The sequence below is a fragment of the Pseudomonas sp. TE12508 genome, from assembly GCF_056279485.1.
Genome location: NZ_JBWCCN010000012.1, coordinates 182,696 through 195,015 on the forward strand (window position 1 = coordinate 182,696; position 12,320 = coordinate 195,015).

General features: G+C 56.9%; 16 protein-coding genes. 8 read left to right on the forward strand and 8 right to left on the reverse strand.

All coding sequences use genetic code 11. The annotated features are described in order from the left end of the window. Positions 1-50 precede the first annotated feature (50 nt). The 4 genes from alkB to ACZ9IM_RS18030 all read right to left on the reverse strand — a co-directional run bounded on the left by alkB (position 51) and on the right by ACZ9IM_RS18030 (position 2,059). Positions 51-731 carry a DNA oxidative demethylase AlkB gene (gene alkB, locus ACZ9IM_RS18015; RefSeq protein ID WP_476224619.1) on the reverse strand — a complete coding sequence of 227 codons (681 nt, stop codon included), beginning with the start codon at positions 729-731 and terminating at the stop codon, positions 51-53. Further along, positions 721-1,431 carry a 2OG-Fe(II) oxygenase gene (locus tag ACZ9IM_RS18020; protein WP_427623978.1) on the reverse strand — a complete coding sequence of 237 codons (711 nt, stop codon included), beginning with the start codon at positions 1,429-1,431 and terminating at the stop codon, positions 721-723. Before ACZ9IM_RS18020 ends, alkB begins: the two co-directional genes overlap by 11 nt. Before the next feature lie 126 nt (positions 1,432-1,557). Next, positions 1,558-1,728 (reverse strand): hypothetical protein, encoded by a 171-nt coding sequence (locus tag ACZ9IM_RS18025; protein ID WP_162130638.1) that lies wholly within the window; start codon positions 1,726-1,728, stop codon positions 1,558-1,560. A 28-nt stretch (positions 1,729-1,756) separates the two neighbouring features. Further along, entirely contained in the window at positions 1,757-2,059 is a 303-nt protein-coding gene (locus tag ACZ9IM_RS18030; protein ID WP_007900033.1) for a DUF1883 domain-containing protein, read from the reverse strand. Between the two features lie 212 nt (positions 2,060-2,271). Between ACZ9IM_RS18030 and ACZ9IM_RS18035 the strand changes: the two genes are divergently transcribed. Together ACZ9IM_RS18035 and ACZ9IM_RS18040 are read left to right on the forward strand one after the other, a co-directional pair. Continuing rightward, positions 2,272-2,628, forward strand: coding sequence for a hypothetical protein (locus ACZ9IM_RS18035; protein ID WP_427623976.1), 357 nt, complete (start codon positions 2,272-2,274; stop codon positions 2,626-2,628). A 72-nt stretch (positions 2,629-2,700) separates the two neighbouring features. After that, entirely contained in the window at positions 2,701-2,931 is a 231-nt protein-coding gene (locus tag ACZ9IM_RS18040; RefSeq protein WP_007935641.1) for a hypothetical protein, read from the forward strand. 168 nt (positions 2,932-3,099) lie between these two features. On the opposite strand, the gene ACZ9IM_RS18045 is transcribed toward ACZ9IM_RS18040, so the two are convergent. After that, complete coding sequence (locus tag ACZ9IM_RS18045; protein WP_123495387.1) at positions 3,100-3,381, reverse strand: hypothetical protein; 282 nt, start codon at positions 3,379-3,381, stop codon at positions 3,100-3,102. Positions 3,382-3,520: 139 nt separating this feature from the next. Beyond that, the gene (locus tag ACZ9IM_RS18050) at positions 3,521-3,709 is read right to left on the reverse strand and encodes a hypothetical protein (protein ID WP_007900038.1); all 189 of its coding nucleotides are present in this window, start codon (positions 3,707-3,709) and stop codon (positions 3,521-3,523) included. 280 nt (positions 3,710-3,989) lie between these two features. Between ACZ9IM_RS18050 and galU the strand changes: the two genes are divergently transcribed. Together galU and gorA are read left to right on the forward strand one after the other, a co-directional pair. Beyond that, positions 3,990-4,829, forward strand: a complete 840-nt coding sequence (gene galU / locus ACZ9IM_RS18055) for a UTP--glucose-1-phosphate uridylyltransferase GalU (RefSeq protein ID WP_007900040.1) — start codon at positions 3,990-3,992, stop codon at positions 4,827-4,829. A gap of 129 nt (positions 4,830-4,958) precedes the next feature. Further along, positions 4,959-6,317, forward strand: a complete 1,359-nt coding sequence (gene gorA, locus ACZ9IM_RS18060; RefSeq protein ID WP_476224620.1) for a glutathione-disulfide reductase — start codon at positions 4,959-4,961, stop codon at positions 6,315-6,317. On the opposite strand, the gene ACZ9IM_RS18065 is transcribed toward gorA, so the two are convergent. Beyond that, positions 6,314-7,333, reverse strand: coding sequence for a DNA-binding protein (locus ACZ9IM_RS18065; RefSeq protein WP_476224621.1), 1,020 nt, complete (start codon positions 7,331-7,333; stop codon positions 6,314-6,316). The genes gorA and ACZ9IM_RS18065 overlap by 4 nt on opposite strands. Positions 7,334-7,511: 178 nt before the next feature. Here ACZ9IM_RS18065 and ACZ9IM_RS18070 point away from each other — a divergent pair, with 178 nt between their 5' ends. From ACZ9IM_RS18070 to ahpF, 3 genes are all read left to right on the forward strand, one after another. Further along, the gene (locus tag ACZ9IM_RS18070) at positions 7,512-8,450 is read left to right on the forward strand and encodes a site-specific integrase (RefSeq protein WP_476224622.1); all 939 of its coding nucleotides are present in this window, start codon (positions 7,512-7,514) and stop codon (positions 8,448-8,450) included. Between the two features lie 137 nt (positions 8,451-8,587). Beyond that, a complete protein-coding gene (gene ahpC / locus ACZ9IM_RS18075; protein WP_007900047.1) occupies positions 8,588-9,151 on the forward strand; it encodes an alkyl hydroperoxide reductase subunit C in 564 nt (187 codons plus the stop codon). A 125-nt stretch (positions 9,152-9,276) separates the two neighbouring features. Continuing rightward, positions 9,277-10,839 (forward strand): alkyl hydroperoxide reductase subunit F, encoded by a 1,563-nt coding sequence (gene ahpF / locus ACZ9IM_RS18080; RefSeq protein ID WP_427623970.1) that lies wholly within the window; start codon positions 9,277-9,279, stop codon positions 10,837-10,839. Positions 10,840-11,025: 186 nt separating this feature from the next. Here ahpF and gloA read toward each other — a convergent pair whose 3' ends face one another. Beyond that, positions 11,026-11,547 carry a lactoylglutathione lyase gene (gene gloA, locus ACZ9IM_RS18085; RefSeq protein WP_008075428.1) on the reverse strand — a complete coding sequence of 174 codons (522 nt, stop codon included), beginning with the start codon at positions 11,545-11,547 and terminating at the stop codon, positions 11,026-11,028. Between the two features lie 156 nt (positions 11,548-11,703). Between gloA and ACZ9IM_RS18090 the strand changes: the two genes are divergently transcribed. Further along, the gene (locus ACZ9IM_RS18090; protein ID WP_427623969.1) at positions 11,704-12,207 is read left to right on the forward strand and encodes a DUF4946 domain-containing protein; all 504 of its coding nucleotides are present in this window, start codon (positions 11,704-11,706) and stop codon (positions 12,205-12,207) included. The last annotated feature ends 113 nt before the right edge of the window (positions 12,208-12,320 follow it).

The following is a 12,320-nucleotide window of genomic DNA, read 5'->3' on the forward strand; positions in this document are numbered from 1 at the left end:
CAGCCGGCAGAGACGCCACACTCCGGGTCTTGCGGTCGAACTCAACGGTTTCATCCCGCGGTACGAAAGGTGAAGTTGATCCGTTGTTCGCCCAACTGAGGATGATAACCCTCCTTGATCGGCAATACGCCGTGATAACGCAAACGGTCGACGCCGCCCCAGACCACAATATCGCCGTGTAACAGCGGCACGCGTTGGCTTTTGGCGCTGCGTTCGAAGCCACCGAACAGGAACGTCGCCGGCAACCCCAAGGACACCGAAACGATGGGAGCCGCGTAGGAACCTTCGTCTTTGTCTTGATGCAACGACATTCTGGCACCGGGAATATAGCGGTTGATCAGGCAGGAATCCGGTACGAAATCCATAAAGTCTGCCTCTCGTGCCGCCGCTTGCGCCAGCTCGAAAAACACCTTAGGCATTTCAGGCCAGGGCGCGCCGGTCTGCGGATCATTACGGGTGTACTTGTAGCCGCTGCGGTCAGTCGTCCAGCCCCAGGTGCCGCAACTGCTCAGTGCCACCGACATGGTAAAGCCGCCGGGCGTGACCATCTGCCGAAAGGGCGCGGCGGCCAGAACCGCCTCCAGCGCCGGCAGCAACCGGTCGAGCCAAGGCAGGGCAAAGCCTCTAAGCACGTAGGATTGTTCGCCAATCTGCTCGCGTCTGGACGGCTGCTCGGGTTCTGTATCGGCAAACAGATCAAAAGTGATCGGGCTCATGGGGTCATAACGCATCGTGAAAGATGATTCCAAGGGTATGCCGTTTTCCACTGTGCAGGCGACTCACGCCATGACGCATCGTTACTCGGTAATAGCCGCGAACACCTTTTACCGGACGCTGATTCACGGCAAAAATCAACGCGTCGCCTTTCTTCAGACCGATGACTTGCGGGCGCGACTGCATCCTCGGACGTTGTTCAGTCAGCACAAACTCACCGCCGGTAAAGTCTTCCCCCGGTTCTGACAGAAGAATCGCCACTTGCAGCGGAAAAACGTGTTCGCCGTACAGGTCCTGATGCAAACAGTTGTAGTCCTGCGGCCCATATTGCAGCAACAAAGGTGTCGGGCGTTCCTGACCGGCGGCATGACAGCGCTGCAAAAATGCTTCGTGCGATTCGGGGAAACGGGTCGGCAGGTCCATCGATTCGTACCAGCGATTGGCGATTGGAACCAGTCGAGGGTAGAGCGCGCTACGCAACCGGGCCACCGGATCCGGCAACGGGTACTTGAAGTACTTGTACTCGCCCCGGCCAAAACCGTGGCGAGCCATCACCACTTTGGAGCGAAAGGGCTCGGGCCGGTCGTACAGGGCGCTTATTTCATCGCAGGACTGATGGCCTAAAAACGACCGGATTAGCGCGCAGCCATCCTGATCGAGTTGCTGCGCAAGCGTGATCCAGTCGAGGGCATCGTTATGAATCGGGTCGGTAAACAAGGTTCTGACTCCTTGACCAAAAGGTCGAGGCGGTCAGTTTAGTGAGCGTTGCGGGAGTGGGCACTCCGGCGCTTGCGGTCGAATTCGAAAGGGGAGCAGACGTCCATGTTGTCGCTCCAGATCGCTTTACAGCGCTTTGCTCACGCTGATCTCGCTGATGACATCTTCAGTCTGGCCATGAATGACGTCGAGTGCAGCCTTGGCTTCTGCTTCCGTGCCGTTTTCCAGCTGGGCGAATTCAAAGCGGCGCTCGCCGTTGAGTTTGTATTTGATGACGTATTTGGTCGTCTGGGCCACGGTCATACCTGCCTGTTTTGGTGTGGGCTCAGCTCAGTTTGGAGCTGGAGCGGCGGATGATTTTGATCGAGTGCGTCAGGGTCGGTTTGCGGGTCACGCTGATCGGCCGGCGATTGACCGTGTCGATGGTGATGTTCCAGAAACCGGTGCTTGGCGCAGTGATGCGGGCCGGGAAGGTGTCGAATGCGCCGCCGTGGTAAGTATGACGGCCGCCATTCTTGAAGCTGCGGAAGTTGGCGTCGTTCATCAAGCGGATGTTGCACATTTGGGAGCACTGGATGACGACGATGTCGTCTTCGTTGAGGTGCTCGCGCTGGTGGATAAATTTCATGAGGCGCCTCCAGAAGGGCTTTTTCTACAAAATCAAAACGATAGCATGGGCGATTGGCGCAGTTTATCAGCCCGAACAGGTTATTATCCGGCTCTCGAGGTGCGCTTTGACAATTAAAAACAGTTATACGGAATTCTATGAGCGATAAAAGCAGTGAGCCTCGGAGAAAACCAGCATTTGTGCTGTCGGAAGGTCTTTATCGGAGGTTCTGTATGAAGTGGGGAGTTCTGGTCGGGCCGTTGGCGTTGGCAGTGGGTGGATGTGCGAGTGTCTCGGACATCAATGAGACACTGCCCACCATGAGCGTGATATCAGGCAAGAATCCCCATGAGTACGCCCAATGCCTGGTCGAAAAGCTCGCCGATAGCCGTGGAGCCCTGCAAGTCGAACCGCACAAGGACGGCGTGCGAGTTATCGTGCCGCAAAAGTTCTCGTCGGGGCCGGCCGCCGTGTTTGAAATTGAAGACCGCTCTGGCGGCAGCAGCATCAAGCTGCATGAGCGCATCTCCAATGTGCCATTGCGCCCATGGGATGTACGCAATGCCGCCACCGCATGCATATCCGGCTGATAAACTACCCCCAGTCAGCATCGATGCCGTCAAAGTCGCGCTTTGACGGCATTGTCATTTCTGGAGTTGAGCATGAAGCGAGAGCAGGTGCGGGAGCGCCATGCAGAGGGTCATATCTCTGCCACCCACGTGATTCAGAACCCGGCGAATCCGGGGGAGTGGATCGTGTTTTTCAAGAAAAGCGCCGGGCGCAGTTTTTTCCTGGTGGATGACAACGATGAAGTCGAGTCCTTCAGTCGCCTCGACGATTTAATCGAGACCGTGCGCGGGCTCGGGATCAAATTCGCCGAAATCCATATGTAGGGCAGGGGGAGCCCTAATGACGTTAAGTTAAGACACTGAACCTGTGGGAGCGAGGCTTGCCCGCGAAGAATACACCGCGGTTTTTCAGGTATTACGCGTCATCGTTCTTCGCGGGCAAGCCACGCTCCCACAGGATTTGCGTAGCTCAAGTTTCTTAACACGGGAGAGCTACTTGCAGACCACCACCACGCTGCGGTTTTTGTAATTGCCGACGTCGACGCCCAAGGTCTTGTCGCTTTCCTGCGGCGAAGGTGTGCCGTCGGTACCGACAATCCGATAACCGGTGCCAGCGCACGAGGCATCGGCTTTTTCGTAGCAGGTGGCCCAGTCGTTGGCTTCCCCGGAGCAGTCGATGCTCAGGCCTTGTTCGCCATTTTTCAGGTAAGTCGTTTCGGACGTGGCGCAGCCGCTCAGGGCCAGAACTGCAATCAGTGGCAAAAATTTATTCATGTCGTGGTGATCGTCGGTGATGGGGGCTAAAGGCTGTGACAGCGGTGGCATCGAAAGATTGTAGCGAATGGCCACTTCTCTGCAGATAATCACAAAAAAGCCCTGCACAAAGGCAGGGCTGCGTCGTGTCAGGTTCAGTTCAAGGCTTGTCCTTGCCGCGCCGCTTGGGGCCTGCGGGTTGATCTTGCAACACTGATGCCACTTCAATCGCCAACGCTTCGGTAGGGAACGGCCCGGCAATATTTTCGCCGCCGACGCTGTCTACCCACCACTGGCCGTCTTTTGCCTGATTGATCAGGTACCCATTAACACTTTTTGCTGCCGACATCTATCTGCCTCGTTGGCTGGTTCAATCGCACAATGATAGCGCCAAATGCCCTCAACGGGTGCCTATGGTGTAGGGTAGGGCGGATTGTCTTTCGGATGATGGCCGCGCAAATCTGCCGATCTCTGCTATCTATAAGAGGTTGTGCAATGTATCTGCGGAACTATCCATCAGAATATTTCTCTATGATGGCATCGGTTAGCCAGCGCGGGGCATTGTAAGGTGCACGCCGCCTGATTAGACTGCGCCGAAACTCGTACACACAGCCCTTTCAAGGACTTATATGATCAAGAAATGCTTGTTCCCAGCAGCCGGTTACGGTACTCGCTTCCTGCCAGCGACTAAAGCCATGCCCAAAGAAATGCTGCCGGTGGTAAACAAGCCACTGATCCAGTACGGCGTCGAAGAAGCACTGGATGCCGGGTTGACCGAAATTTCCATCGTCACCGGTCGTGGCAAGCGCGCTCTGGAAGACCACTTCGACATCAGCTACGAGCTGGAAAACCAGATCAAGGGCACCGACAAAGAGAAATACCTGGTCGGTATCCGCAAACTGCTCGACGAGTGCTCGTTCTCCTACACTCGCCAGACCGAAATGAAAGGCTTGGGCCACGCGATTCTGACGGGTCGCCCGCTGATCGGCGACGAACCGTTCGCCGTGGTACTGGCGGATGACTTGTGCGTAAACCTGGAAGGCGACGGCGTACTGACCCAGATGGTCAAGCTGTACAAGCAGTTCCGCTGCTCGATCGTTGCCATTCAGGAAGTCGATCCGCAAGAAACTCACAAGTACGGTGTGATTGCCGGTGAGATGATCCGCGACGACATCTACCGCGTTCACAGCATGGTTGAAAAACCGAAGCCTGAAGATGCGCCGTCGAACCTGGCGATCATCGGCCGTTACATCCTGACCCCGGACATCTTCGACCTGATCGAACAAACCGAGCCAGGCAAGGGCGGCGAAATCCAGATCACCGACGCCCTGATGAAGCAGGCACAAAACGGCTGCGTCATGGCCTACAAGTTCAAAGGCAAGCGTTTCGACTGCGGTGGCGCCGAAGGCTACATCGACGCGACCAACTTCTGCTTCGAGAACTTCTACAAGACTGGCAAGGCTTACTGATAGCGCCTGAGCTGCTTGTATTGAAAAGCCACCTTCGGGTGGCTTTTTCATTTTCCGGCCTCAAATAGTTTGCAACGCTTGCCCAAAGGCCGCTCGCAGGTATGCTGGTGGCCTGCCGAGGAGATAGAAATGGCCTACGATTTTGACCTGTATGTGATTGGCGCCGGTTCCGGCGGTGTGCGGGCTGCGCGGTTTGCGGCCGGTTTCGGCGCGAAAGTCGCCGTGGCCGAGAGCCGCTACCTGGGCGGTACGTGTGTGAACGTCGGCTGCGTGCCGAAAAAATTGCTGGTCTATGGTGCGCACTTCGCCGAAGACTTCGAGCAGTCGCAAGGCTTCGGCTGGGCCCCGGGTGAGGCGAAGTTCGACTGGGCGACGCTGATCGCCAACAAGGATCGCGAGATCAATCGCCTGAACGGCATCTATCGCAATCTGCTGGTCAACAGCGGCGTGACCTTGCATGAAGGCCACGCGAAAATCGTCGATCCGCATACCGTCGAGTTCGATGGCAAACGCTACACCGCCAAAAACATCCTGATCACTACCGGTGGCTGGCCGCAGATCCCGGAGATTCCGGGGCACGAGCACGCGATCAGTTCTAACCAGGCGTTCTTCCTTAAAGAGCTGCCAAAGCGCGTTCTGGTGGTCGGTGGTGGTTACATTGCGGTGGAGTTTGCCGGGATTTTCCACGGGCTGGGTGCCGAGACCACGCTGCTGTATCGCGGTGATCTGTTCCTGCGTGGCTTCGATGGTGCGGTGCGCAAGCATTTGCAGGAAGAGTTGTCCAGGCGCGGCATGGACCTGCAATTCAATGCCGATATCGAACGCATCGAAAAGCAAGCCGATGGCAGCCTGAAAGCCACGCTCAAGGATGGTCGTGTACTGGAGGCGGACTGCGTGTTCTACGCCACCGGCCGGCGTCCGATGCTCGACAACCTTGGGCTGGAAAACACCGGCGTCAAACTCGACAAGAAAGGTTTTGTCGAGGTCGATGAGCAGTATCAAACCGCAGAGCCATCTATCCTGGCTCTGGGCGATGTGATCGGGCGAGTACAGCTCACGCCGGTCGCGCTCGCGGAAGGCATGGCCGTGGCGCGGCGTTTGTTCAAACCCGAGCAATATCGTCCGGTGGATTACAAGATGATCCCGACCGCCGTGTTCAGCTTGCCTAACATCGGCACTGTCGGCCTGACCGAAGAAGAGGCGCGGGAGGCCGGGCATGAGGTGGTGATCTTCGAAAGCCGTTTCCGGCCGATGAAGCTGACCCTGACTGAATGCCAGGAACGAACCTTGATGAAGCTGGTGGTGGACGCCAAGACTGACAAGGTCCTGGGCTGCCACATGGTAGGCCCGGAAGCCGGCGAGATCGTTCAGGGGTTGGCAATTGCCTTGAAGGCAGGCGCGACCAAACGTGACTTCGACGAAACCATCGGCGTGCATCCGACTGCCGCCGAAGAGTTCGTCACCATGCGTACGCCGGTCGCGAGTTAATCGTCCTTACGCGGCGCTGATGCGTCTGGCCCTGCCGCAACGACAGCGGCCAGTCGCGCGCTTTCATCCAGGCTTGCCTGCAACTTGATCAGTTCAACTTCCAGCGCTTTGTTGATGTGCGACTGTTCGTCGATGTTCTGCTTGAGTGACTGGCTTTCCAGCATGGCAATGCGCAAGCGTTCCTGGAGGAGGGTGCGTTCGCTGTCGATACGGTTGACCTGTTCCAGCAGCTGATCCTGCCGGCTATTGGTGTGCTTGAGTTGCTCTTGCGACAGGCTCAACTCTCGCAGCGTTCCGCGGTTTTCCGTCAGTAAGCGCTCGTTATCGCGATGCAGTTGGGTGATTTCATCCTGGCGAACCAGTGCGCCTTGCTGCGCCTGACGCAACTCCATCTGAATCTGCTGCACCTGGCCTTCGTGGCGGCGCTGTTCCTGCTCGCGCTGGTCTTTGACGGCATTGCGGTAGTGTTCCAGCGCCTCACGAGCGTGCAGGTGCTTTTCTTCCAGCGAGCGAATCTGCTCATCCTTGTCTTGCAAGCGTAATTCGAAATCTGCCAGCGCCTGGTTCAATCCGGCGTTGCGGGTTTGTTCGCTTTGCAGCATGGAGCGGGTGTCATGCAGTTCTGCTGATTCCTGGGTCAGTGCCAGACTTTGAATTTCGTATTGCTGGTGCAATTCGGTATTGGCCTCGCGGGCCTCATGCAGTTGGGTTTCCAGCTCTTTTCGTTGTTGCTCGAACTGTGCGCGTGCCTGGTCGATGGGCTCTTGCGCCTGCTCTTTCAGGCGTTGCGCCAGGCGTGACACCAGATTTGTCAGCTCATCATCGATAGGCTCGGAAGGTGTTTGCGCGGGTTCGGCGCCGTCATCGAGCTCCTTCATATAGCGATGGATTGTGGTTTTTGAACCGGTATTGCCCATCTCGATCCGCACCGCGTCGATGCTCGGGTGTTCGCCCCGGGCGAGGATTGCTGAGCGTGCCGCTTGCACCAGTGCCTTGTTTACGCCGCCACGTGCCATGTGTTCTCCTACGATTTGATACTGTGGTACGTACCACTAATATACACAATGTACCATGATATGAATAAAGTTTAAATTCTATGATTCATCATGCGGGATATACTGGTATTACCCCGTGTGATGCACTGTAATCCGTGGTTTCACCCGCCAGAGCGGTACGTTTTCGAGAACTGAGCCCATGACTGAACTGGATCGCTACCTGCAAGCCGCCACGCGCGACAACACCCGTCGCAGCTATCGCGCGGCCATCGAGCACTTCGAAGTCAGTTGGGGCGGGTTCCTGCCAGCGACCAGTGACAGCGTGGCGCGCTATCTCGTGGCCCACGCAGGCGTGCTATCGATCAATACCTTGAAGTTGCGCTTGTCCGCGCTGGCCCAGTGGCACAACAGTCAGGGTTTCGCCGATCCCACCAAGGCGCCCGTGGTGCGCAAAGTGTTCAAGGGCATTCGCGCGCTGCACCCGGCACAGGAGAAACAGGCCGAGCCATTGCAGCTTCAGCATCTGGAGCAAGTGGTGGCCTGGCTGGAGCAGGAGGCGCAAACCGCCAAGGCGCAGGGCGATCAACCGGGATTGCTGCGTGCCAGGCGCGACACGGCGCTGATTCTGCTGGGCTTTTGGCGCGGTTTCCGTAGCGATGAATTGTGTCGCGTGCAGATTGAGCATGTGCAGGCCAGCGCCGGCTCAGGCATTACCCTCTACTTGCCTCGCAGCAAGAGCGACCGCGAGAACCTCGGCCAGACGTACCAGACGCCAGCCTTGCAGCGTTTGTGTCCGGTGCAGGCCTATATCCAATGGATCACTGACGCCGCGTTGGTCCGCGGGCCGGTATTTCGGGGTATCGACCGCTGGGGTCATTTGAGCGAGGAGGGCTTGCATGCCAACAGCGTGATCCCGTTGTTGCGCCAGGCCCTGGAACGCGCCGGTATTCCGGCCGAGCACTACACCAGTCACTCCTTGCGGCGTGGATTTGCCACCTGGGCTCATCAGAGCGGTTGGGATTTGAAGTCGTTGATGAGTTACGTGGGCTGGAAGGATATGAAGTCCGCCATGCGCTATGTTGAATCCAGCCCGTTTATCGGGATGACCCGCATCGCTGAAAAGCCATTGACGCTGTAGATCACGTTTTCTTCTATTAATACTGTCGGCTAATAGCGAAAACCAATCAGCAGCATCAGGTTTGCCAATGAGCCAGCCGGCGATCGACTGGGTAGGATTCACCCATCAACTTCTTAACCCCTGACGGAGAGTCATCGATGCCTATCATCAACAGCCAAGTTAAACCGTTCAAAGCTGACGCCTTTAAAAATGGCGACTTCGTAAAAGTGTCGGACGCTGACCTGAAAGGCAAGTGGTCTGTCGTGTTCTTCTACCCAGCTGACTTCACCTTCGTCTGCCCGACCGAACTGGAAGACCTGGCTGACAACTACGCCGAGTTCCAGAAGCTGGGCGTCGAAATCTACAGCGTTTCCACCGATACCCACTTTGCTCACGCTGCCTGGCACAACACTTCGCCAGCGATCGGCAAAATCCAGTACACCATGATCGGCGACCCGACTCACGCTATCTCCCGCAACTTCGACGTGCTGATCGAAGAAGCTGGTCTGGCTGACCGTGGCACCTTCGTGATCAACCCTGAAGGCCAGGTCAAAATCGTTGAACTGAACGACGGCGGTGTAGGCCGTGATGCTTCCGAGCTGCTGCGCAAAATCAAGGCTGCTCAGTACGTTGCTGCTCACCCGGGCCAGGTTTGCCCAGCCAAGTGGAAAGAAGGCGAGGCCACTCTGGCTCCGTCCCTGGACCTGGTCGGCAAGATCTAAGTCTGTGACGCGCTTCATCAGGGCGGAACTCCGCACCTCCTAAGTAAGCTGCACCGCCCTCAAAAACGCCCGGGCGAGATTCGCTCGGGCGTTTTTTTTCGACACGAATAAAGGAAATCGCCCGTATGTTGGACGCCACTCTTAAAGCCCAGTTGAAATCGTACCTGGAACGGGTCACCCAGCCGATCGAGATCGTTGCATCCCTCGATGACGGTGCGAAATCCCAGGAAATGCTCGCATTACTCAAAGACGTTGCCAGTCTTTCTACCCAGATTACTTTGCTCGACAACGGTGACGATGCACGTAAGCCATCGTTCTCGATCAACCGCCCGGGAGCCGACATCAGCCTGCGTTTCGCCGGTATCCCGATGGGCCACGAATTCACGTCCTTGGTGCTGGCCCTGCTGCAAGTTGGCGGCCACCCATCGAAGGCCAGCGTTGAAGTGATCGAACAGATACGCTCGCTCAAAGGCGAGTTCAACTTCGAGACTTACTTCTCGCTGTCCTGCCAGAACTGCCCGGACGTGGTCCAGGCGTTGAATCTGATGGCTGTGCTGAACCCGAACATCCGCCACGTCGCCATCGATGGCGCGCTGTTTCAGGCTGAAGTCGACGAGCGCCAGATCATGGCCGTCCCAAGCGTTTACCTGAACGGCGTTAACTTCGGCCAGGGCCGCATGGGCCTGGAAGAGATCCTCGCCAAGATCGACACCAGCGGCATCGAGCGCCAGGCCGAGAAAATCAGCGCTAAAGAAGCCTTTGATGTACTGGTCGTCGGCGGTGGCCCGGCCGGTGCTTCGGCGGCGATCTACGCTGCTCGTAAAGGTATTCGCACCGGTGTGGCGGCGGAACGTTTTGGTGGGCAGGTGCTCGACACCATGGCCATCGAGAACTTCATCTCGGTGCAGGAAACCGAAGGGCCGAAACTGGCCGTGGCGCTGGAAGAACACGTCAAGCAGTACGACGTGGATATCATGAACCTGCAACGCGCCGACAAGCTTGTGCCGGGCAAAAATGGCGCGCTGCACGAAATCCACTTCGCCAGTGGTGCGTCCTTGAAAGCCAAGACCGTGATTTTGGCGACCGGCGCCCGGTGGCGTGAAATGAACGTTCCCGGTGAGCAGCAATACCGCAACAAGGGCGTGGCGTACTGCCCGCACTGTGACGGTCCGCTGTTCAAAGGCAAGCGTGTGGCGGTGATTGGCGGCGGTAACTCCGGCGTCGAAGCAGCCATCGACCTGGCCGGTATCGTATCCCACGTGACGCTGCTGGAGTTCGACGTACAACTGCGCGCCGATGCGGTATTGCAGCGCAAGTTGCACAGCCTGGCGAACGTTACTGTTATCACCAGTGCGCAAACCACTGAAGTGACTGGCGATGGTCAAAAGGTCAACGGCCTGCGCTACAAGGATCGTCAGTCGGACGAGTTGCGCACTGTCGAGCTGGAAGGAATCTTCGTGCAGATAGGTCTGTTGCCTAACACCGATTGGCTCAAAGGCACCATCGAGCTGTCGCCGCGTGGCGAGATCATCGTCGATGCCCGCGGTGAAACGTCGATGCCTGGCGTGTTTGCGGCCGGTGACGTGACCACCGTGCCGTACAAGCAGATCGTGATTGCGGTGGGCGAGGGCGCCAAGGCTTCCCTCAGTGCATTCGATCACTTGATCCGCACCTCGGCGCCTGCATAAACGCCGACGCCGAAAACACAAAACCCCATGAGTGATCATGGGGTTTTTTTGTGTCTCGCACTGATCGTTCCCACGCTCTGCGTGGGAATGCAGCCCGGGACGCTCCGCGTCCCAAAGCGTGACGCAGAGCGTCACAGGAGGCGTTACCACGCAGAGCGTGGGAACGATCATTTCTGTGTGTGGGGCTTACATCGGTGCAGGCTGAATGATTTCTACCCAGTAACCATCCGGGTCCTTGATGAAGGCCAGGCTCTTCATGCGGCCGTCGTTCAGGCGTTTCTGGAAATCGCAGCCCAGCGCTTCGAAGCGCTCGCACGCGGCACGAATGTCCGGTACCGAAATGCAGATATGGCCGAAGCCACGTGGGTCGGTGTTGCCATTGTGGTAGGCGAAATCCGCGTCGTTCTCGGTGCCGTGGTTATGGGTCAGCTCGAGAATGCCGGGAATCGATTTCATCCACTCGGTGCGAGCCGCGGCATCGGCCGGGATCTGGTTTTTATCGACCAGCGCCAGGAAATACAGACTGAACTCGGCTTCCGGGAAATCGCGTTTTTCCACCAGCGAGAAACCCAGGACGCGGGTGTAGAAATCCAGGGACTTGGTAATGTCCTTGACCCGCAGCATGGTGTGGTTGAAGACGAACTTCTGGGTGGCGGTGTCGGGTTGTGCAGTCACACCGGGAAATGTATTGAGTTCGTGCAGGCTCATGGGGCCCTCCGGAAAATCCAAGAATGGTCACAATGATACGCAAGGGCTCCGGCATCGCCAAACCAAAACCGCAGGCTTGCCTGACAGCCGGGTGAGGCTCAGACTTTACGGCTCAATTCGTGAGTGTTCATTGCAATGACCCGATTCTGTCAATCGATGTTCGTCCTGATGTGTCTGCTTTCAGGTGTTACCCCCGTTTATGCAGAGGCTCCGGTCATGACCTGGCCAGGCGGATGGACCGTCGAGGCTATTGCGCAAGACGAGGCTAAACCCCAGGTATCCCGGCAACGCGCGGTAAAAAACGATCAGGATGGTACGCCGGTGATGGTGATGGAGTTGACCATGACTCAGGTAGAAAGTGGTCATCAGGTGAACCTGGAAGGCGTGCTCCTGGAAATGCGCAAGTCGGTGCAAAAGGACTTTTTTCAGAGTGGATATCAGAGCGTTTGCACTAAAATTCACCCGACTACCTTAAGCCGGCTATCGGCGCTGGAAACTACCTGCACGATTACGCAGAACGGTCGACATGTGCTGTCTCAAACATTGGTCGCGGCGGTTGACGCCGATAAGGCCTATGTTCTTTCTTATGCGGGGCAGGCAGAGGTTTATAAGGCAAGTCAGGACGACATAGCGGCGGCTCGAAACAGCTTGAAACTTTAGTTTAAGGTTTACGTATCAGTAGATTTCAGCGTGTTCGACATTTTTTAGATAGCCAAAGGGATTAAGCATAAAGTTCATCGGGATGTAACGAGTTGATCGGCGACTTTCGTTGC